This window comes from Arthrobacter sp. fls2-241-R2A-172, assembly GCF_030208885.1.
Taxonomy (GTDB): Bacteria; Actinomycetota; Actinomycetes; order Actinomycetales; family Micrococcaceae; genus Arthrobacter.
The window spans coordinates 455769-476432 of the sequence record NZ_JARVTB010000004.1; the positions used below are offsets into that span (position 1 = coordinate 455769).

Consider the following 20664-nt stretch of genomic DNA (forward strand, 5'->3'; position numbering starts at 1 on the left):
ACGCATGGAAGTCTGGCCCGGATCGGCTTATCCGCTGGGTGCCACCTTTGACGGCACCGGCACCAACTTCGCGCTGTTTAGCGAGAAGGCCGAAAAAGTGGAGTTGTGCCTCTTCGACGACGACGGCGGGGAAGTCCGCGTAGATGTCACCGAGGTTGATGGTTATGTATGGCACTGTTACCTGCCGCAGGTTCAACCCGGGCAGAAGTACGGCTACCGCGTGCACGGGCCCTACGACCCCGACGCCGGTCAACGGTTCAACCCCAACAAGTTGCTCCTGGATCCCTATGCCAAGGCTGTCCACCGGCAGATCGATTGGGACCCCTCATTGTTTTCCTACAACATGGGTGACCCGGAGTCCCGGAATGACGAGGACTCCGCCGCGCACATGATGCTCGGTGTGGTGATCAACCCGTTCTTCGACTGGGACGGCGACAAGCTCCCGCGGATCCCGTACCACAAGTCGGTCATTTATGAGGCACACGTCAAGGGCCTGACGCAGACCCATCCGGAGGTGCCCGAAGAGCAGCGCGGCACGTACGCGGGCGTTGCCCACCCTGCCGTGATTTCACACCTGCAGAAGCTCGGTATCACAGCGATCGAGCTCATGCCCGTGCACCAGTTCGTCAATGACGGCATCCTGCAGGACAAAGGCCTGAGTAACTACTGGGGCTACAACACCATCGGGTTCTTCGCGCCCCACAACAGCTACAGCTCCAAGGGCGATACCGGGCAGCAGGTCCAGGACTTCAAAGCCATGGTCCGCGCACTGCACAGCGCAGGCATCGAAGTGATTCTTGACGTCGTGTACAACCACACGGCCGAAGGTAACCACTTGGGACCCACCCTCTCCTTCAAGGGCATCGACAACTCCGCGTACTACCGGCTGGTGGAGGACGACCAAAAGTACTACATGGACTACACGGGCACCGGAAACTCGCTCAACGTTCGCAGCCCGCACTCCCTCCAGTTGTTGATGGACTCACTCCGCTACTGGGTCACCGAAATGCACGTTGATGGCTTCCGCTTCGACCTCGCGTCCACCCTTGCTCGTGAGTTCTACGATGTGGACAAGCTCTCCACGTTCTTCGAACTCATCCAGCAGGACCCGGTTGTTTCCCAGGTGAAGCTCATTGCCGAGCCGTGGGATGTCGGCCCCGGCGGCTACCAGGTGGGTAACTTCCCGCCTCAGTGGACCGAATGGAACGGCAAGTACCGCGATACCGTCCGCGATTTCTGGCGCGGTGAGCCCTCCACCTTGGGTGAATTCGCGTCCCGCCTGACCGGTTCGGCAGACCTTTACGAGCACTCCGGACGCCGGCCCTACGCCTCGATCAACTTCGTTACGGCACACGATGGCTTCACGTTGATGGACCTGGTGTCCTATAACGAGAAGCACAACGAGGCCAACGGCGAGGACAACAACGACGGCGAATCCCACAACCGCTCATGGAACTGCGGCGAGGAAGGGCCGACCGAAGATCCCACAGTGCTTGCGCTGCGGGCACGCCAGCAACGCAACTTCATTGCATCCCTGTTCCTCTCACAGGGTGTACCGATGCTGCTCCACGGCGATGAGCTTGGGCGGACACAGAACGGCAACAACAACGGGTACTGCCAGGACTCCGAGCTCACATGGATCAACTGGGACAACGTGGACCAGCCGCTGATCGAATTCACGGCGGCGGTGAGCGCCCTGCGCGCCAAGCACCCCAGCCTGCGACGCAGCCGCTTCTTCGACGGACGCCCGGTCCTCCGTGGCGAAGGTGAGCGGCTCCCGGATATCGTATGGCTGGATGCTGACGGCAGCACCATGAGCCCGTCCGACTGGGACGAAGCCTTCGGCCGCTCCGTGGGCGTGTTCCTCAACGGAGACGGTATCAACGGCCGCGACACCCAGGGCCGGCGCATCACTGACGTCAACTTCCTGCTCTACTTCAACGCCGACCAGGAAGATGTGGACTTCCAGATCCCCTCGGACGAGTACGCGCCCGCGTGGGACGTCATGATCGACACCGCTGGAGAGGGCGCCGAAGCCGGCGTCATCAAGCCCGAGCAGCACCTGAAGGTCAGCGGCAAGTCTCTGGTGGTCCTCCGCGCCCACAGCACGCCCGAGGTTGAGCCCGATCATTCCGTGGCTGCTTCCCTGGCTGCCCTGACCCAGACGAGCACCCCGGAAACGGCATCGCTCACTTCTCCCGCCGTAACGTCCCTGCCCTTCGACTACAAGGGGGAGGGGACCGCCACGCAGGAGAGCGGCCAGGACGGCGACGCTGCAGCTGAGCCGGCTTCAAAGGAGAACCAGGCGTGAAAACTCCCATCTCGACGTATCGGCTGCAGATCCGTCCGGGCTTCACCCTCCAGGACGCTGCCGGGCTAACCGGCTATCTGCGCTCCTTGGGAGTCGACTGGGTCTACGTGTCACCGATCCTGACGGCCGAACAAGGCTCTGATCACGGCTACGATGTCACCGATCCGTCAACCGTGGATGCCTCCCGCGGCGGCCCTGAGGGGCTCGAAGCCCTGGCCCGGTCAGCCCGGGAACAGGGCCTTGGCATCCTGGCTGACATCGTGCCAAACCACATGGGCGTAGCTTCACCCAAGCAGAATTCCTGGTGGTGGCAGCTCCTGAAAGAAGGCCAGGGTTCCAAGTACGCCGAAGCCTTCGACGTCGACTGGGACTTTGGCGGCGGCAAGATCCGCGTTCCGGTCCTGGGCAGCGATGACGACCTCGACGAACTCAAGGTCGTCGACGGTGAACTGCGTTACTACGATCATGCCTTTCCGCTGGCAGAGGGAACTTACGCCGAAGGTGACAGCCCGAAAGATGTGCATGCCCGGCAGCACTACGAGCTGGTCGGTTGGCGGCGTGCCGATGCCGAGCTGAACTACCGGCGATTCTTCGCAGTCAACACGTTGGCTGGCGTGCGGGTCGAAGTCCCTTGGGTTTTCGATGAAGCGCACCAGGAAATTGTCCGCTGGTTCCGTGACGGCCTGGTTGACGGGCTGAGGATTGACCACCCCGATGGCTTGGCCGACCCGGAAGGCTACCTGGCCAGGCTGCGGGAGGCTACCGGCGGGGCATACCTGCTGGTGGAAAAAATCCTTGAACCGGGCGAACAGCTTCCGGAGACCTTCGATTGTGAAGGCACCACCGGCTATGACGCACTTGCCGATGTGGACCGCTTGTTCGTGGACCCCTCAGCCGAGGAGTACCTGAACTCCCTCGACGCCCGCCTCCGCGGTTCGGATGCGCCCGCTGATTACCACGCCATGATCCGTGGGACGAAGCGACGCATTGCCGATGGGATCCTGCGCTCCGAGATACTGCGGCTGGCGCGTTTGGTTCCTGAATCCCTGGAACTTCCCCATGGGAAAGTCGCGGATGCCCTCGCTGAGGTTATTTGCTGCTTCCCGATCTACAGGACTTACCTGCCCTACGGTGCCAAGGTCCTGAGCCAGTCCATAGAAGAAGCAGCACGGCATCGTCCGGACCTTGACACCGTACTGCGTCGCTTGGAGCCACTGCTCCTTGATGAATCCGGCCCGCTGGCCCGGCGTTTCCAGCAGACCTCCGGGATGGTCATGGCCAAGGGCGTGGAAGACACTGCGTTCTTCCGCTACACCCGGCTGGGGACGCTCACGGAAGTGGGAGCCGACCCTACCGAGTTCTCGATTCCCGCGGGGGTTTTCCACGAGCGGATGGCACGTCGTCAACAGCTCCTGCCGTTGTCGATGACCACGCTGAGCACGCACGACACCAAACGGAGCGAGGATGCCCGCGCCCGGATTTCGGCCATTTCGGAGGCTGTTCCCGAGTGGGAGTTGTTCCTGGGAACCGTTCAGCAACTCGCTCCGATACCGGACGGCCCCCTCTCGGCGTTGATATGGCAGTCAATCGTCGGAGCCTGGCCGGCTGATCGTGGACGCCTGCAGTCCTACGCCCTGAAAGCGGCGCGGGAAGCAGGAAACTCGACCAACTGGACCGACCCGAACGCCGAGTTTGAACGGCACCTGGCTGCCGCCGTCGACGCCGCTTTTGATGTCCCCGAAGTTGCGGCCGCGCTGGACAACTTCGTTGCCGAGCTTGAACCCTTCGGGACGACGAACTCGCTGTCGGCGAAGCTGATCCAGCTGACCATGCCCGGCGTCCCGGACGTCTATCAGGGCACGGAATTCCGGGATGGTTCGCTGACCGACCCGGACAACAGGCGGACCGTGGACTTCAAGGCCCGCATCGCGGCACTCGCCGAGTTGGACGCCGGTGCCAAGCCGGCGTTCACGGAGGAATCGGCCAAGCTGCTGGTGCTCTCCCGCGCCCTGAGGCTGCGCCGCGATCGGCCGGAGCTGTTCGCAGGCTACCTGCCGGTGGCAGCTCGGGGTTCGGCGGCAGGCCATGTGGTGGCCTTCGACAGGGGAGCGGAAAAGCGGGGAGCCCTCACGGTAGCCACCCGGCTGCCCAGGCGGCTCGAACGTGACGGCGGGTGGCGGGACACCGTTATCGATCTCACGGTGGACAGCATCGACCAACTGACCGGTGCGTCCTACAGTGCCGGGGCTGTGCCGGTTGCACGGCTGCTTGAGCGTTACCCCGTGGCCCTGCTGGTGCCTGCCACCTGATTCCGGAACGACCAACGTCGTCACTGCAATGCACGCTTGAACACCTAAAGGGAGCATGATGCTGGAGCACGCTGCTGGGAAAAACCGCTATGACGTCTGGGCGCCGAACGCTGGTTCGGTGCGGCTGGTCGCAGGCAGTCAAGAGTACGCCATGGAACAACAGCACGACGGCGCGGCCACCGGTTGGTGGCGCGCCCCGGCTGACGCGGTGGCACGGGGAGCGGACGGTGACTCCTACGGTTACCTCGTGGACGGGGAAGGTCCTTTCCCGGACCCCCGTTCCCGTCGACAACCTGATGGCGTCCACGGCCTGTCGGCGATCTTCGATCCCGACGTCCACCAATGGCAGGATGCCGAATGGAAGGGCAAGGCACTGAAGGGCTCGGTCATTTACGAGCTGCACCTGGGCACCTTCACCCCGGAAGGGACGCTGGATGCGGCCGCCGGGAAACTGGACTACCTTGTGGACCTTGGCGTGGATTTCATCGAGTTGCTGCCGGTCAACGGCTTCAACGGTGTCCACAACTGGGGTTACGACGGCGTCCTTTGGTACGCCGTGCACGAACCATACGGCGGACCCGTGGCATACCAGCGGTTCGTCGACGCTGCCCACGCAGCAGGTTTGGGCGTCATCCAGGACGTTGTCTACAACCACCTTGGACCAAGTGGAAACTATTTGCCCAAGTATGGCCCGTACCTGAAATCGGGGGAGGGCAACACCTGGGGTGACTCCGTGAACCTGGATGGCCCCGGCTCGGACGATGTCCGCCGCTACATCCTGGAGAACGCAGAAATGTGGCTCCGCGATTACCACGTGGACGGGCTGCGCCTGGATGCTGTTCATGCCCTGCGCGACGAACGGGCCGTCCACATCCTGGAGGACTTTGGGGCGTTGGCGGACCGGATCGAAGCCGAGACGGGTATTCCCAAGACACTGATCGCCGAATCGGACCTCAACAACCCGCGCCTCATCTACCCGCGCCAGGACAACGGATACGGCCTGGAGGGCCAGTGGAGCGACGACTTCCACCACGCGGTGCACGTCAACCTCAGCGGCGAGACCACCGGTTACTACTCGGATTTCGACTCCCTGGCTGTGCTGGCCAAGGTCCTGGAACATGGCTTCCTGCACGATGGCAGCTACTCCAGCTTCCGCGGGCGGCACCACGGCCGACCCATCCGGCATGACCTGGCACACCCGTCAGCACTGGTGGTTTGCCTGCAGAACCACGACCAAATCGGGAACCGTGCAATCGGCGACCGGCTCACCGCCTCGCTCTCCTTCGGGAAACTGGCCATCGGTGCCGTGCTGACCATGACGTCCCCCTTCACGCCCATGCTGTTCATGGGTGAGGAATATGGCGCGTCCACTCCCTGGCAGTTCTTCACCTCGCATCCGGAACCGGAACTGGGCAAGGCCACAGCCGAAGGCCGGATCAAGGAGTTTGAACGCATGGGATGGGACCCGGCGGTAGTTCCCGACCCCCAGGACCCAGAAACGTTCCAGCGCTCCAAGCTCAAGTGGGAGGAAGCAGAAGAGGGAGACCACGCCCGCCTTCTGCAGCTGTACAAGGATTTGGCACAGCTGCGCCATAACACCCCGGAACTGGCGGACGGCGGATTTGGGGATACCTCGGTTGAGTTCGACGACGACGAACGCTGGCTGCAGATGTCCCGCGGCGAGGTACGGGTTGTCTGCAACTTCGGGGACGAGGCACTCGCGACACCCCTGGACGGCTCCGTGCTGCTGGCCACCGACCACGAAGCAGCCCTGGACGACGGGACGTTGACGCTTCCTGGCGGTAGCGCCGTCGTCGTACGTATCAACTGACCCCGCCTGACTCAACTGACCTGAGCCGAGGGTGACGGCGCCCACATAGCGGACGCGCCGTCACCCTTGCCAGGTGCAGTGGCAGGATGGAACGTATGACTTATTCGGCTGCGGAGAACCGCTACGAAACCATGCCCTACCGCCGTGTCGGACGCAGCGGACTGAAGCTTCCCGCCATCTCGCTGGGCCTATGGCACAACTTCGGCGACGACAAGCGGTTCGACGAACAGCGCGCCATCCTGCGCCGGGCGTTCGACCTGGGGGTCACCCACTTTGACCTCGCCAACAACTACGGGCCACCGGACGGGTCCGCCGAGACGAACTTCGGGCGCCACCTCAAAGACGACCTTAAGCCGTACCGGGACGAACTCATCATCTCTACCAAGGCCGGTTACTACATGTGGCCCGGACCTTATGGTGAGTGGGGCTCCCGCAAGAACCTGATCTCCAGCCTTGACCAGTCGCTGGAGCGGATGGGCCTGGACTACGTGGACATCTTCTACAGCCACCGCCCCGATCCTGAGACCCCGCTGGAAGAGACCATGGGGGCGCTGGACTACGCAGTACGCTCCGGCAAGGCCCTCTACGCCGGCATCTCCTCCTACACTCCGGAGCAGACCATCGAGGCCGCCCGGATCCTGAAGGAACTCGGTACGCCGCTGCTCATTCACCAGCCCAGCTATTCCATGCTCAACCGCTGGACGGAGAATGGCTCACCCAACCTCTATGAGGCACTGGATCAAGTGGGAGCAGGTTCCATCGCGTTCTCGCCCCTCGCCCAGGGGATGCTGACCGACCGGTACCTCAACGGTGTCCCGGCGGATTCCCGCGCGGCCAAGGAAAGGTTCCTCTCCGAGTCCGCGTTGACGGAAGAAAAACTGGACCGTGTGCGCGGACTCAAGGCGATAGCCGAAGGACGTGGGCAAACCCTGGCCCAGATGGCGATTGCGTGGATCCTGCGCGAGCAGCCGAAGGGCTCGCCCGTTACCTCTGCGCTCGTCGGGGCGTCCAGCGTCGCGCAGCTCGAGGACACCCTTAGCGCTATCAACAACCTGGAGTTCAGCAAGGACGAGCTGACGGCGATCGACGAATTCGCGGTGGAATCCGACATCAACCTTTGGGCGCAGAAGTAGCCAGCAGGAACTGACACAAACAGCAGGGGCCGGTAAGGAACAAAACCGGTCCCTGCTGTGTTGGTTAGAATGCAAGTGTGCGCCGAATGGCGCCGTGCCAATTAGCCGCGCCCTGGACATACTCAGGGACCCGCCTGGCACCTGAGGTTATTTCTCAAAGGAGTTCCGTGTCTTCACATCCGATTCGTGTTGCCATTGTTGGTGTAGGAAACTGCGCTGCATCGCTGGTCCAAGGTGTCCAGTACTACCGCGACGCTGACCCGAAGGCCACGATCCCGGGTCTGATGCACGTTGAGTTCGGTCAGTACCACGTCAATGACGTCCAGTTCGTCGCTGCTTTCGATGTCGATAGCAAGAAGGTTGGACTGGACCTGGCCGACGCCATCGGTGCCAGCGAAAACAACACCATCAAGATCGCCGACGTCCCGGCCACCGGTGTCACCGTTCAGCGCGGCCACACCCTGGACGGCTTGGGCAAGTACTACCGCGAGACCATCGTCGAAGCCCCCGAAGAGGCCGTGGACATCGTCGCAGCGCTCCGTGAAGCCAAGGTTGACGTCATGGTGTGCTACCTGCCCGTGGGTTCGGAACAGGCCGCCAAGTTCTACGCCCAGTGCGCCATCGACGCCGGCGTCGCATTCGTCAACGCCCTGCCCGTCTTCATAGCCGGCACCAAGGAGTGGGCCGACAAGTTCACCGAGGCCGGTGTTCCGATTGTTGGCGACGACATCAAGAGCCAGATCGGCGCCACCATCACGCACCGCGTCATGGCCAAGTTGTTCGAAGACCGCGGCGTCACCCTGGACCGGACGTACCAGCTGAACGTCGGTGGCAACATGGACTTCAAGAACATGCTGGAGCGCGACCGCCTCGAGTCCAAGAAGATCTCCAAGACCCAGGCCGTGACCTCCAACGTCGAGGCTGAGTTGCACGCCGACGACGTCCACATTGGACCGTCCGACTACGTTGCCTGGCTCGACGACCGCAAATGGGCGTTCGTCCGCCTCGAGGGCCGCAACTTCGGCGACGCACCTGTCTCCCTGGAGTACAAGCTTGAAGTATGGGACTCCCCGAACTCGGCCGGCGTGATCATCGACGCCATCCGTGCCGCCAAGATCGGCTTGGACCGCGGCATCGGCGGCCCGCTGCTCTCCGCTTCCAGCTACTTCATGAAGTCCCCGCCGGAGCAGTTCAACGACGACCTCGCCCGCGACAAGGTGGAAGCCTTCATTCGCGGCGACATCGAGCGCTAAAGCCCTCAACAAGCGCCCCCGCACCCCGGTGAACAACACCTGGGTGCGGGGGCGTTTGTCGTGCGGCGGGTGGATTTTTTGGGGGCGGGCTAGAAGAGGCCCGTGGGGTTGCCCTCGGAGTCGACGTCCATGCGCATGGCGGCCGGTTCCTTGGGAAGGCCGGGCATGGTCATCACCGCACCGGTCAGGGCAACAATGAATCCCGCCCCGGTCTTGGGGATGAGATCACGTACGTGCACTTTGAAACCCTTGGGCGCGCCCAGCCTGGAGGCGTCGTCCGTGAAGGAGTACTGCGTCTTGGCCATGCAGACGGGCAATCCCGACCAGCCGTTCTTCTCGATCTCGGCGAGTCGTTTGAGCGCCGGTACGGAGAAGTCCACGCCATCTGCCCCGTAGATTTCCTGGACGATGGTCTGGATTTTTTCTTCCACGGAGAGCTCCAACGGGTACAAGTGGTGGAAGTCCGAGGGCCGGGCCAGTGCGGCGGCTACCTTCGTGGCGAGCTCATCCCCGCCGTCTCCTCCGCCGCCGCGCCCCCAAACATCGGCGACTGCCGCGTCTACGCCCTCCGCTGCGCACCAGGCCAGAAGCCATTCCAGTTCTTCCGGGGTGTCGGTGGCGAACTTATTGATGGAGACCACGGGGGCGATGCCGAACTTTGCCACGTTGCCGACGTGCCGCTTCAGGTTCTCCACGCCGGCCGCGACGGCCTCGACATTGGGCTGGTCGAGCTGGTCCTTGGGAACCCCGCCCTGCATCTTCAGCGCGCGGATGGTGGCAACGACTACGACGGCGGACGGCGCCACATCTGCGATGCGAGCCTTAATGTCCATGTACTTTTCGGCGCCGAGGTCTGCTCCGAAGCCCGCCTCGGTGACGACGATATCGGCGAGCTCCATGGCCGTGCGGGTTGCAATCAACGAATTGCAGCCATGGGCTATGTTGGCGAACGGGCCGCCGTGAACCAGCGCGGGGGTGCCTGCGATGGTTTGGACGAGGTTCGGCTTGATCGCGTCCTTGAGCAGCATGGTGAGGGCTCCCTCGACGCCGAGGTCGGCGACGGTCACCGGGGCCCGGTCGAAGGTGTAGCCGAAAGTGATCCGACCGAGCCTGCTCCGTAGGTCGTCCAGATCCGTGGAAAGGCAGAACACGGCCATGATTTCGGAGGCGACGGTGATGTCGAAGCCATCTTGCCGGGGTACCCCCTGGGCTGGTCCGCCAAGTCCGATGACCACCTCCCTCAGTGCGCGGTCGTTCATGTCCAGCACCCGTTTGAAGGTCATCCGGCGCGGGTCGATGCCCAGGGCGTTTCCTTGGAAGATGTGGTTGTCCACCAATGCCATGAGGGCGTTGTTGGCAGACGTCACGGCATGGAAATCTCCGGTGAAATGCAGGTTGATGTCGTCCATGGGCAGGACTTGGGAGTAGCCCCCTCCCGTGGCTCCGCCTTTCATCCCCAGGATCGGACCAAGGGAGGGCTCTCGCAAGGCGATCATCACGTTGTTCCCTGCGCGGGCGAGGGAATCGGCCAGCCCCACGGTGGTGGTTGATTTGCCTTCGCCCGCAGGGGTGGGTGACATCGCTGATACGAGGACCACCTTGCCTGGTTTCTTGCCTTGGGGGAGCCGGAGCTTGGCTGGATTGATCTTGGCCTTGTAGGGCCCGTACAGCTCCAGGGCGTCCACCGCGATTCCTGCCCGTTCGGCGATCTGCTCAATGGGCAGCATGGTGGCGTTGTGGGCAATCTCGAGGTCACTCAAGACCTTTTGTTCAGACATCGTTGTCCTTTGGCTGTGGCCATACAGGGTGCTGCGGGCCGGGCGTACTTGCGCTGTGCGCGACAATCTACCAGCACCGTTGAGCCAGACAGGCGAGGACTCAGCGCCTGGGGACCAACAAACCGCTGACTGCTTCCCGGTAGCTCTCCAGGGTGATCGCGGCTGTTCGCTGCCACCCGAATGACTCGGCATGGGTGGCAGCAAGCCGTCCCATGCCTTCGCGGGTCTGGACATCGTCGTAGAGGTCTTCCAGGGCGTCCGCCCAGTCCGAGGGGTCGTGCCCATCCACCAGGAGTCCGGTGCGGCCGTCGGAAATGGCGCGGGAGAGGCCACCGACGTTGGTGGCAACGACGGGTGTGCCACACGCCTGTGCTTCCAAGGCGACCAGGCCGAACGACTCGCTGAAGGAGGGCATGACCACGACATCGGCGGAGCGGAACCAGCTGGCCAACTCGGGAGCCACGACCGGCGGCCGGTGGGTGACGACGTCGTCGAGCCCGGCGTCGTGGATGATCTGCGTGAGGTTGAAGTCCTTCGATCCGCTGAGGGATCCCAGGATGGTCATTTCGAGGTCGATGTCGGGCCGGCGCCGACGCAGGATTCCGGCGGCTTTTACGAACACCTGCGGACCTTTGAGCCGCTGGATCCGGCCCGCGAAGAGGATATGGAAACTGTCCGGGCGCACTCCCCGGAGGGCGCGGGATTTCTTGCGGAAGGACGGTGTGAAGACGTTCAGGTCGACCCCGGGCGGTGCAATGTCGATGCGGTCGCGGTCCGCCCCGTAGTGGGAGACGAGTTCCTCGGCCTCTGCGGGGGTGTTGGCGACCAGGCGGCCTGCGCCGTCGACGATCTTTTGCTCGCCTTCTTCCCGTCGACGGGGTTCGGGGCGCTCGCCGGACTGCAGCACCAGGTTCTTGACCTTGGCCATGGTGTGCATGGTGTGAACCATGGGAACGCCCCAAAGCTCCGACAGTTCCAGCCCTGCCACCCCCGAAACCCAGTAGTGGGAGTGGATGGCATCGTAGCGGCCGTGCAGTTGTTCATGGCGGATCCGGTCTATCTCGCCCACCATCTGGTGGAGGAGCTCCGGCAGCTCTTCTTTGGGAATCTTCCTGCGGGGTCCGGCCATGACGTTGTGGACGCAGACGCCGGGCCCGGGATGCTCGACGGCGGGCTGGTTGGCCTTGGTGGAGCGCGTGAAGATTTCCACTTCCACGCCGGTCTCAGCCAATGCCATGGCGAGGGCCCGCACGTAGACGTTCATTCCGCCGGCGTCCCCGGCACCCGGTTGCTCCATGGGGGAGGTGTGCAAGGACAGGAATGCCACGCGACGAATCAATGGCATGGCGTTCCTCCTGACAAGACGGGGCAAAGGCTGTTTGCCCTGCAGAAAACACTACTCCTGCCGGGCATCGCCTGGCCGAAGCAAACCCGCTATGTGGACAACGCTGCTACCGTGGCCGCTGTGACCGACGAAAAGACTTTCGACATTCGACAAGCAACAACCGCGGACTGGCCCGGCATCTGGGCCGTGCTGGAACCCGTGATCCGAGACGGTGAAACGTTCACCTGGGACCGTGACACCACGGAAGAGACAGCGCGGGCCAAGTGGTTCAAGGAGGCTCCGGGACAGACCTTCGTGGCCGTCGACCGGGGAAGCGGCGAGGTGCTGGGAACCGGCGAATTCCATGCGAACCAGGGCGGTGGTGGCAGCCACGTGGCCAACGCCGGGTACATGGTGGGGGCCAAGCACTCCGGCAAGGGCATTGCCCGGGCCCTGTGTGCGTACTCCTTGGCGGAAGCCAAGGCAGCCGGCTTCTACGCCATGCAGTACAACGCCGTGGTGGAGAGCAACGTCCGCGCGGTCTGGCTCTGGCAATCCATGGGATTCACCATCCTCGCCACCGTGCCTGAAGCGTTCAACCATCCTGAGATCGGGTACGTCGGACTGCACGTGATGTACCGGAAACTCTAGGACCACAGCCTGCGCAGTTCGGGGAAAGCCTGCTCGTACCGATCCAACAGTTCCTTCCCCAGCGACGCCGAACCCACCAGCGGATGCGCGGCGAAGGCCCGTACGGCGGATTCCCGGTCGCCCTCCCTGACAGCACGAATGGTCAGTTTCTCCACCTCCTTGACGCGTTTCATCAAAGTGAGGAACTGCCTGCCGGGACGCTCCTGCGCAAGCGGCAGGGCGCCGTCGGGCGTTATCTCGCAGGGAACCTCGACGACGGCGTCCCCGGGAAGGCCGGGCACCGCACCATCCGCTGTGGCCGGGCCACCGGCGGCAGACACCGGAGAGTTGGGAACGTTCAGGATCAACTGGGTCCTCCCGCCCCCGAAAAGGGCTTTCATGAGGGCCAACGCCACCCGCTCGTAGCCGCCACCGGCCAGGTCTTCCTCATCCCGTTGTTCGCCGTGGGTGCGGGCTTCGGCCAAATAGCCTTCCTCCCGGGACCGTCGAGCGGCATCCCACAGCGCATAGGCGTGGTCAGAGTCCACCAACGCCGGGTACAGCGAGCGTTGCTGCTGGTGGATGGAGGTGCCCCGGGTTTCCTGTTGGGCCCTGATGGCGTCAGTTGCCTGCGCGGTTTGGTAGTAGTAGTAAAGGTATTCGTTGGGAAGGCAGCCGAGCCTCTTCAGGAGCTTGCGGCCGAACAGCCGACCCTCTTCCATGGACCCAAGGGCCCTCTCGTCCTCGAGCAGGCCGGGCAGCAGGTCAGTCCCACCCGGAGCCAGCCGGTATAGCCAGCCGAGGTGGTTCAGCCCAAAGTAGCCCACGCCGTCGAGCATTCCGTCCTTCAGCGGCGCCCCTGCGGCGCGGGCCGCCCGCTGCACCAGTCCGCCGGCGGAATCGCAGATCCCGATCACCCGCCCGCTCAGCACTGAACGCAGCGCCTCGGTGACCATCCCGGCGGGGTTGGTGAAATTGATCAGCCACGCATCCGGGCAGTGGCGACGCATAGCCTCTGCCAGTTCAAGCATCCGGGGAATGGAGCGCAGCGCATAGGAAATCCCACCCGCCCCGGTTGTCTCCTGTCCCAACAGGCCCAAGTCCAGGGCGACGCGCTCGTCTTTAATGCGCCCCGCCGTTCCGCCGGGGCGCATCGCCGCGAACACCACATCCGTACCTTCAAGGGCCTGTGCCAGGTCCGTCGAAACCACGACGTCGGGCCGGGAACCTGCCGCGGTAGGCATATCGCGGAGCACAGCCTCAATGGCCGCAACCCGCAACGCGTCGACGTCGTAAAGCACCAGTGAGTCCACCAACCCCGCGAAGGGGCCCGCGCACAAAGCCCGGTACACAAGGGGAACCCGGAATCCGCCGCCACCGGCGATCATGAGCCGCATGGTCCGAGTCTATGCAGCCCGGAGGGTGCAGCGTAGTGTGCCGTGCATGGACGCTATGCCCCAGCGACGTTACGATCCTCTTGCCGCAGTCAGGTCTGACGGCGATCACCAATGCGACCTCCTCCTGACCGGCACGGTGTTCCAGGACATTATTTTCACGGGCTTGCCGCACGCACCTGAACCCGGCACGGAAGTCTGGAGCGAAGGCATGGGAAGCTGCCCGGGCGGCGTGGCCAACCAGGCCATCGCCGCCGCAAGGCTGGGACTGCGGACCAATCTGGCAGCAACGTTCGGGGACGACGGCTACGGCGACTACAACTGGCAGATATTGGAGAGCCAGGAACACGTGGACCTGTCCCTGTCCAGGAGGATTCCAGGCTGGCACTCTCCGGTCACGGTGTCCATGTGCGTGAACCAGGACAGGTCCATGGTGACCCACGGCCACCCGGCTCCCATCAGTGCCTCCGAACTGATGGGGCAGCCACCCAAGGCGCTCGCCGCCGTCGCGGACCTGGGTGAGGAACTGGAGCCGTGGATGATGGCCGCGAAGACAGCGGGAACCAAACTCTTCGGCGTCGTGGGGTGGGACCCCACCGGCAAATGGTCCGAGCGTCGGCTCGAACAACTCGGGAACTTCCATGCCTTCCTGCCCAACGCGCCCGAAGCGATGGCGTTCACCGGCAAAGCAGACCCGTGGGCTGCCCTGTACTCGCTGGCCGACCGGGTGCCCGTCGCAGTGGTAACCCTTGGTCCCCAGGGGGCTGTGGCAGTGGATTCGGAAACCGGCGAAGAGGAGTGGGTTCCGTCCCTGCCGGTCTCCGCGTCCGACCCTACGGGTGCCGGGGATTGCTTTGGAGCGGCCTTCATTGTGGGCTGCCTTGCGGGATGGACTCTGGGGGACAGGCTGCGCTTTGCGAACCTCTGTGCCTCGCTGGCAGTCCAGGAAGTCGGAGGATCCTTGGCTGCGCCCGGATGGGGTGACATCGCCGACTGGTGGCACCGGGCAAACGCGCGCAAGGAGCGTCAATCCAGCCAGTGGGTCCGTCGTTTCGCGTTCCTGGAACCGATCGTCAAAGACATCCCGGCGGAGGCGCAGCGGCGGGCACGCGCCACCATCGCCCACTTGTCCGACGCCCAGTAACGCGCGCGGCCACCGTCCGCGGCCCACCGCAGTTAACCCGAATTCACTGGCACCACTAGAATCTCTAGGGTGACTTACGAAGCAGCAGCAGATATCGGGATCGGATCCAAGGCCTCCATAACAAGGTCGGCCCTGCTGGAACGTTCGGCTGTGATCGATCTCGACGCTGTGCGGCACAATGTCCGCCAGTTCGTCGCGATCGCCTCGCCGGCCTCCGTTATGGCGGTGGTCAAGGCTGACGCCTACGGCCACGGTGCCGTCCAAGTGGCCCGCGCCGCCCTCGACGCCGGAGCGGCCTGGCTCGGTGTGGCGCACATTTCCGAGGCGCTCGCCTTGCGCGCTGCCGGGGTGGATGCGCCGCTGCTGGCTTGGCTGCACACCCGCGAAAGCAACTTCCAAGCGGCAGTCGCCGCCGGCGTCGACGTCGGAATTTCCGGTTGGGAACTCGACGCAGTGGTAGCTGCTGCCCGGGAACAGGAACGGCCGGCGCGGGTGCACCTGAAGGTGGACACCGGGCTTGGCCGCAACGGCTGCACCATCGAGGACTGGGACCAGTTGGTGGGCCAGGCAATGGACTACCAGGACCAGGGGCTTCTGCGCGTTGTGGGTATTTTCTCGCACCTCGCCGTGGCCGACGAACCGCACCGTCCTGAAACCGACGAGCAACTCACTGTCTTCCGTGAGGCCATCGCCATGGCCGAGGACGCAGGCGTGGACACCGAGGTGCGCCACATCGCCAACACGCCCGCCACGCTGTCCCGCCCCGACTCGCATTTCGACCTTGTCCGTGTGGGTCTTGGCGTGTACGGGCTCTCGCCGTTCGAGGGCGCCACGTCCGCTGACCTTGGATTGCATCCGGCAATGACGGTCCGCACGCTGCTGTCCAATTGCAAGAAGGTCCCCGAAGGCCAGGGAGTTTCCTACGGGCTGAACTACCACACCACCGGGGAGAGCACGCTGGGCCTGGTGCCGCTGGGCTACGCCGACGGTGTCCCGCGGATTGCCACTGGCGGCCCTGTGCGCGTCAACGGTACCAACTACCCCGTGGTGGGCAGGATTGCCATGGACCAGATGGTGATCGATCTTGGCCCCATGACAGTCGAGGCCGCCAATGCCCTCAAGGGCGCGGAAGCTGTCATGTTCGGTGACGGTGCCGACGGTGGTCCGACTGCGGATGATTGGGCAGCCGCAGCAAGCACCAACAACTACGAGATTGTCACCCGCATCAGTTCCCGGGTTCCGCGCAGCTACGTCAACGAGCTCGCCACCGGTCCAGCGGCGCCTGCCGGTGCCGTCGACGCCGAAACGGCGGCGCTGTGAACCAATCCCAGTGGGAACGCACAGTCACGGTAACGACGGCGGACCAGACCCACGCTCTCGCGGCGGCCCTCGGTGGGGTGCTTGAAGCGGGGGACCTCCTGGTGCTGACCGGGGAACTGGGTGCGGGCAAAACCACGTTTACCCAAGGACTCGGGGAAGGGCTGGGCGTCCGCGCCGGAATCATCTCGCCCACTTTCGTCCTGGTCCGGATCCACCCGAACCTCCCTGATGGTCCCAGGCCCGGTGGCCCGGATCTGGTCCACGTGGATGCGTACAGGCTCGACTCGGCCGCGGAGGTGGACGATATCGATCTCGAGAACACCATGGACTCCGCTGTGACAGTGGTGGAGTGGGGCAGGGACCGGGTGGAGCATCTCTCCGAGAGCCGCCTGGAAGTCGATTTGCACAGGTCCGTGGGCGGCAACAGTGCCGCAGAGACCGGCAGCGTCCTGGATTTTGATACCGAGGACGACGACGAGCCCCGCACCATTGTGTTCCGGGGCTTTGGTCCCCGCTGGGCCGAAGCACCCCGCCTGCTGGACGAAACGGGATCCCGTCCTGCCGAAGAAGGAGGCAACTGATGTTGATCCTGGCCATTGACACCTCAGCTGTTGCCAGCGCGGCCCTGATCTCCGATGACGCCATGGAAGGCGTGGTGGATTCCTTCGCCACCGAGGACACCCGGAGCCACGCCGAGGTCCTTGCACCGGGCATTGAGAAGCTCTTGGCGGGGGCGGGTGTTACCGGAGCTGACATCGATGCGATCGTCACCGGGGTAGGTCCTGGTCCTTTCACCGGGCTGCGTTCCGGTATTGCCACGGCCCGCACCCTCGCATTCGTGTGGAACAAGCCGCTGCACGGACTGATGAGCCTGGACGCGATTGCCCTGGAAGTTGCGGAATCCACGGTGTCGGCTTCCGAGTTCCTGGTGGCTACCGATGCCCGGCGCAAAGAGGTCTATTGGGCCCGGTACACCGTGTCCGATGGCCGGCTCCCGGAACTCGTGGATGGCCCGCATGTGGGTTTCGCTTCTGAGCTGCCGGACTTGCCCGTTTTTGGGGCAGGCGCAGGTCTGTACGCGGACGTCCTCAGCGCGGACCCGGACTTCGCCGGAACACAACCCAATGCGGCATCCCTGGGTCAGTTCGCCTTGGCCCGGCTCGCCGCGGGACAGGCGCTCCTCGACTCAACGCCCCTCTATTTGCGGGAATCGGACGCCCAGGTCCCGGGCCCCCGGAAGCGTGCGCTGTGACCGGGGCCGCTGAGATGTCGCTGCGCGACATGACCGAGGCCGATATTCCCGTGGTCGAGGCGTTGGAACGTCGGTTGTTCCCCGTGGATGCCTGGCCGCTGCAGATGTTCTTTGACGAATTGGCCCAGCCCGAAACCCGCCGCTACGTGGTTGCAGAGGTCGCTGGGGAGATCGTGGCCTATGCCGGGCTGATGTGCATCGAGCCCATCGCGGATGTCCAGACGATCGCCGTCGTGCCTGAATTCGAAGGCCAAGGCATCGGCTCGGCGGTCCTGACCGAACTCATCGAAGAGGCGCGGCGCAGGCGGGCCGCGGACGTACTCCTGGAGGTCCGCGCGGACAACCCGCGCGCCCAGAGGCTGTACGTACGTTTCGGGTTCGAACAGATCCACGTCCGCCCGCGCTATTACCGGGATGGCACCGACGCCCTGATCATGCGCCTCCCGCTGACCGATTCCACTTCTTCTGAAGGAGCTCCGGCATGACCGCGACTTTTCCGCAGGAACTGAAGCAGCCGCTGGTGCTCGGCATTGAGTCTTCGTGTGATGAGACCGGTGTCGGGATCGTCCGGGGGACCACGTTGCTGACCAACACGGTGTCTTCATCCATGGACGAGCATGTGCGCTTCGGTGGTGTCATCCCCGAGATCGCTTCCCGGGCCCACCTGGATGCCTTTGTTCCCACGCTGCAGGAATCATTGCATGAAGCCGGTGTCACGCTGGAGGACATCGACGCCATTGCAGTCACGTCAGGACCTGGCCTTGCCGGCGCCTTGATGGTGGGCGTTTGTGCCGCGAAGGCCTTGGCCTTGGCCACCGGCAAGCCGCTGTACGCGATCAACCACCTGGTGGCCCACGTGGGCGTCGGCCTGCTGGATGGAAAGCCCGACGCCGGTGCTGCCGCCGGCTTGGGCGCCGGTCAGTTGCCGGAGAACCTTGGCGCGCTCCTGGTGTCGGGTGGCCACACGGAGATCCTCAGGATCAGGAGCATCACGGACGACGTTGAGCTGCTGGGCTCAACCATCGATGACGCGGCCGGCGAGGCCTATGACAAAGTGGCCCGCATCCTTGGCCTTGGCTATCCCGGTGGCCCTGCCATCGACAAGCTGGCCCGCCAGGGTAATCCGAAATCCATCCGTTTCCCGCGGGGACTTACTCAGCCCAAGTACATGGGGACCGCCGAGGACAAGGGCCCACACCGCTACGACTGGTCGTTCAGTGGACTGAAGACAGCCGTGGCCCGCTGTGTGGAGCAGTTCGAGGCCCGCGGCGAGGAAGTGCCCGTGGCCGACATTGCGGCGGCCTTCCAGGAAGCCGTGGTTGATGTCATCAGTTCCAAGGCGGTCCTTGCGTGCCAGGAGAACGGCATCACCGATGTCCTGTTGGGCGGCGGCGTCGCAGCGAACTCACGGCTGCGCGAATTGACCCGCCAGCGCTGTACCTCAGCCGGGATCACCCTCCACGTCCCGCCCTTGGACCTCTGTACTGACAACGGCGCCATGGTGGCGGCATTGGGTTCGCAGTTGATCATGGCGGGCATCGGGCCGAGCGGACTTGCCTTCGCGCCGGACTCGTCCATGCCGGTCACTTCGGTGTCACTGCCTGCCCAGGCGTAATCCAGCCCAAAGGGTATTAACTCCCGGGTGTTAACCCGGTCATGCCACCAAGCCGGAAGTTAGGCGTCGGGGCCTTTGCGCATTTGCTGGACGAGGTCCATCACAACGGCTTGCAGGTCGCCATCGTGCTCAGCGGCTACCCTGCGTTGGCGTTGGTAGCTGGCGCCGCGCTCGATGATCCGTAGGACGTCGGCCAGCTCCTCGGAGCAGCCCAGCTTGGCAGCTACCGGTTCCAGCCGGGCTACTGTTTCCGCGAGGTGCTCGGTGACGAGCTGTTCGTTGCCGTCTGCGTCCAGGATGATGATGGCTTCCATGCCGTAGCGGGCGGCGCGCCATTTATTCTCCTGCACATGCCAGGGTGGCATGGTGGGGATGCTGCCACCGGCGTCCAGGATGGAGGAAAATTCGTCCACCAGGCATTGGGTCAGTGCAGCGATGGCTCCAACTTCTTCGAGGGTGGCAAGGCCATCGCAGATGCGCATTTCGATGGTGCCCAGGTTGGCTACCGGCCGGATATCCCATCGGATTTCTGAGGTGGCGTCGATAACCCCGGTGGTGAACATGTCCTGGACGTAGGACTCGTAGGCCTCCCAGGTTTCGAACTGGAAGGGCAACCCGGCCGTGGGAAGCTGCTGGAACATCAGGGCCCGCTGGGAAGCGTAGCCGGTTTCCTCGCCTGCCCAGTAGGGGCTGGAGGCAGACAATGCCTGGAAATGCGGGAAGTAATTGACCAGGCCATCGAGGACGGGCAGGACTTTGTCCCGGCGATCGATGCCCACGTGGACGTGGACGCCGTAGATGACCATTTGGCGTCCCCACCACTGGGTCCGCTCAATGAGCTTGGCGTAGCGCTCTTTGTCGGTGACAGGCTGGAGCAGGGGAGGGCTGAAGGGGTGGCTGCCTGCGCAGAACACCTCAACGCCCATGGGGTCGGTGACTTCGCGGACAGCTGCAAGGGAGCGGCTGAGGTCCTCTTTGGCGTCCTTGACCGTTTCGCAGATCCCGGTGACAAGCTCCACGGTATTCAGCAGCAGTTCGCGCTTGATATGGGGGTGTTCGTCGTCCTCGTTGAGGTCCGGGTGGTTCGCGGCGACGCCCTTCAGGACATCGTTTGCGACCGATACCAGTTCCCCGGTGCGTGCATTGACGAGCGCCAACTCCCATTCCACACCCAGTGTCGACTGCCTGGATGGCGCAAAATCAATCTGCACGTAGTCCCCTCAATTTGTACTTTCCGGCCTTGTGTTGTGTCAGCCGGACACGATTCCCCGCTGCGGGGCCGCCAGCGGTCGAATCAAGTCTAATGCAGCCGGAACACCCGTGATATCGAGGGGCCCAGGCCCGCAATGAGTCGTCATTTGCTAAATAGA

At 63.9% G+C, this 20664-nt stretch carries 16 protein-coding genes; 12 read left to right on the plus strand and 4 right to left on the minus strand.

Annotated features, from left to right (window positions below; genetic code table 11):
- Positions 1–4: 4 nt before the first annotated feature.
- The 5 genes from glgX to QRM57_RS10335 all read left to right on the plus strand — a co-directional run bounded on the left by glgX (position 5) and on the right by QRM57_RS10335 (position 8837).
- The gene (glgX, locus tag QRM57_RS10315; protein ID WP_284986494.1) at positions 5–2311 is read left to right on the plus strand and encodes a glycogen debranching protein GlgX; all 2307 of its coding nucleotides are present in this window, start codon (positions 5–7) and stop codon (positions 2309–2311) included.
- Positions 2308–4620: a malto-oligosyltrehalose synthase gene (gene treY / locus QRM57_RS10320; RefSeq protein WP_284986495.1), complete on the plus strand. Its 2313-nt coding sequence runs from the start codon at positions 2308–2310 to the stop codon at positions 4618–4620. The genes glgX and treY overlap by 4 nt, the downstream gene beginning before the upstream one ends.
- A gap of 58 nt (positions 4621–4678) precedes the next feature.
- Positions 4679–6451, plus strand: a complete 1773-nt coding sequence (treZ, locus tag QRM57_RS10325; protein ID WP_284986611.1) for a malto-oligosyltrehalose trehalohydrolase — start codon at positions 4679–4681, stop codon at positions 6449–6451.
- 95 nt (positions 6452–6546) lie between these two features.
- On the plus strand, positions 6547–7584 hold the full coding sequence (mgrA, locus tag QRM57_RS10330; RefSeq protein WP_284986496.1) for an L-glyceraldehyde 3-phosphate reductase: 1038 nt from the start codon (positions 6547–6549) through the stop codon (positions 7582–7584).
- A gap of 167 nt (positions 7585–7751) precedes the next feature.
- Positions 7752–8837 carry an inositol-3-phosphate synthase gene (locus tag QRM57_RS10335; protein WP_257371243.1) on the plus strand — a complete coding sequence of 362 codons (1086 nt, stop codon included), beginning with the start codon at positions 7752–7754 and terminating at the stop codon, positions 8835–8837.
- A gap of 89 nt (positions 8838–8926) precedes the next feature.
- Here QRM57_RS10335 and QRM57_RS10340 read toward each other — a convergent pair whose 3' ends face one another.
- Both QRM57_RS10340 and mshA read right to left on the minus strand, forming a co-directional pair.
- The gene (locus tag QRM57_RS10340) at positions 8927–10615 is read right to left on the minus strand and encodes a formate--tetrahydrofolate ligase (RefSeq protein ID WP_284986497.1); all 1689 of its coding nucleotides are present in this window, start codon (positions 10613–10615) and stop codon (positions 8927–8929) included.
- A gap of 100 nt (positions 10616–10715) precedes the next feature.
- The gene (gene mshA, locus QRM57_RS10345; RefSeq protein ID WP_284986498.1) at positions 10716–11960 is read right to left on the minus strand and encodes a D-inositol-3-phosphate glycosyltransferase; all 1245 of its coding nucleotides are present in this window, start codon (positions 11958–11960) and stop codon (positions 10716–10718) included.
- A 111-nt stretch (positions 11961–12071) separates the two neighbouring features.
- On the opposite strand from mshA, the gene QRM57_RS10350 reads away from it, so the two are divergent.
- The gene (locus tag QRM57_RS10350) at positions 12072–12590 is read left to right on the plus strand and encodes a GNAT family N-acetyltransferase (RefSeq protein WP_284986612.1); all 519 of its coding nucleotides are present in this window, start codon (positions 12072–12074) and stop codon (positions 12588–12590) included.
- Here the strand turns inward: QRM57_RS10350 and QRM57_RS10355 are convergent.
- On the minus strand, positions 12587–13966 hold the full coding sequence (locus QRM57_RS10355; protein ID WP_284986499.1) for a 6-phospho-beta-glucosidase: 1380 nt from the start codon (positions 13964–13966) through the stop codon (positions 12587–12589). The genes QRM57_RS10350 and QRM57_RS10355 overlap by 4 nt on opposite strands.
- A gap of 46 nt (positions 13967–14012) precedes the next feature.
- Between QRM57_RS10355 and QRM57_RS10360 the strand changes: the two genes are divergently transcribed.
- The 6 genes from QRM57_RS10360 (at position 14013) to tsaD (ending at position 19294) form a co-directional block, all read left to right on the plus strand.
- Positions 14013–15107: a carbohydrate kinase family protein gene (locus QRM57_RS10360; RefSeq protein WP_257371237.1), complete on the plus strand. Its 1095-nt coding sequence runs from the start codon at positions 14013–14015 to the stop codon at positions 15105–15107.
- A gap of 69 nt (positions 15108–15176) precedes the next feature.
- The gene (alr, locus tag QRM57_RS10365) at positions 15177–16427 is read left to right on the plus strand and encodes an alanine racemase (protein ID WP_284986500.1); all 1251 of its coding nucleotides are present in this window, start codon (positions 15177–15179) and stop codon (positions 16425–16427) included.
- On the plus strand, positions 16424–17008 hold the full coding sequence (gene tsaE, locus QRM57_RS10370; protein ID WP_284986501.1) for a tRNA (adenosine(37)-N6)-threonylcarbamoyltransferase complex ATPase subunit type 1 TsaE: 585 nt from the start codon (positions 16424–16426) through the stop codon (positions 17006–17008). The genes alr and tsaE overlap by 4 nt, the downstream gene beginning before the upstream one ends.
- Complete coding sequence (gene tsaB / locus QRM57_RS10375; RefSeq protein ID WP_257371233.1) at positions 17008–17679, plus strand: tRNA (adenosine(37)-N6)-threonylcarbamoyltransferase complex dimerization subunit type 1 TsaB; 672 nt, start codon at positions 17008–17010, stop codon at positions 17677–17679. The genes tsaE and tsaB overlap by 1 nt, the downstream gene beginning before the upstream one ends.
- Positions 17680–17693: 14 nt before the next feature.
- Positions 17694–18164 carry a ribosomal protein S18-alanine N-acetyltransferase gene (gene rimI, locus QRM57_RS10380; RefSeq protein ID WP_284986613.1) on the plus strand — a complete coding sequence of 157 codons (471 nt, stop codon included), beginning with the start codon at positions 17694–17696 and terminating at the stop codon, positions 18162–18164.
- A complete protein-coding gene (tsaD, locus tag QRM57_RS10385) occupies positions 18161–19294 on the plus strand; it encodes a tRNA (adenosine(37)-N6)-threonylcarbamoyltransferase complex transferase subunit TsaD (protein ID WP_284986502.1) in 1134 nt (377 codons plus the stop codon). The genes rimI and tsaD overlap by 4 nt, the downstream gene beginning before the upstream one ends.
- A gap of 59 nt (positions 19295–19353) precedes the next feature.
- Here tsaD and QRM57_RS10390 read toward each other — a convergent pair whose 3' ends face one another.
- Positions 19354–20505, minus strand: coding sequence for a glutamate--cysteine ligase (locus QRM57_RS10390; protein WP_284986503.1), 1152 nt, complete (start codon positions 20503–20505; stop codon positions 19354–19356).
- Between the last annotated feature and the right edge of the window lie 159 nt (positions 20506–20664).

Excerpts from the sequence above, each read along its gene's own strand:
- QRM57_RS10355 (WP_284986499.1), bottom strand. The coding sequence starts at position 13,966 with ATGCGGCTCATGATCGCCGGTGGCGGCGGATTCCGGGTTCCCCTTGTG.
- tsaB (WP_257371233.1), top strand. The coding sequence starts at position 17,008 with ATGTTGATCCTGGCCATTGACACCTCAGCTGTTGCCAGCGCGGCCCTG.
- QRM57_RS10360 (WP_257371237.1), top strand. The coding sequence starts at position 14,013 with ATGGACGCTATGCCCCAGCGACGTTACGATCCTCTTGCCGCAGTCAGG.
- mgrA (WP_284986496.1), top strand. The coding sequence starts at position 6,547 with ATGACTTATTCGGCTGCGGAGAACCGCTACGAAACCATGCCCTACCGC.
- mshA (WP_284986498.1), bottom strand. The coding sequence starts at position 11,960 with ATGCCATTGATTCGTCGCGTGGCATTCCTGTCCTTGCACACCTCCCCC.
- rimI (WP_284986613.1), top strand. The coding sequence starts at position 17,694 with ATGTCGCTGCGCGACATGACCGAGGCCGATATTCCCGTGGTCGAGGCG.
- glgX (WP_284986494.1), top strand. The coding sequence starts at position 5 with ATGGAAGTCTGGCCCGGATCGGCTTATCCGCTGGGTGCCACCTTTGAC.
- QRM57_RS10340 (WP_284986497.1), bottom strand. The coding sequence starts at position 10,615 with ATGTCTGAACAAAAGGTCTTGAGTGACCTCGAGATTGCCCACAACGCC.
- treZ (WP_284986611.1), top strand. The coding sequence starts at position 4,679 with ATGCTGGAGCACGCTGCTGGGAAAAACCGCTATGACGTCTGGGCGCCG.
- tsaD (WP_284986502.1), top strand. The coding sequence starts at position 18,161 with ATGACCGCGACTTTTCCGCAGGAACTGAAGCAGCCGCTGGTGCTCGGC.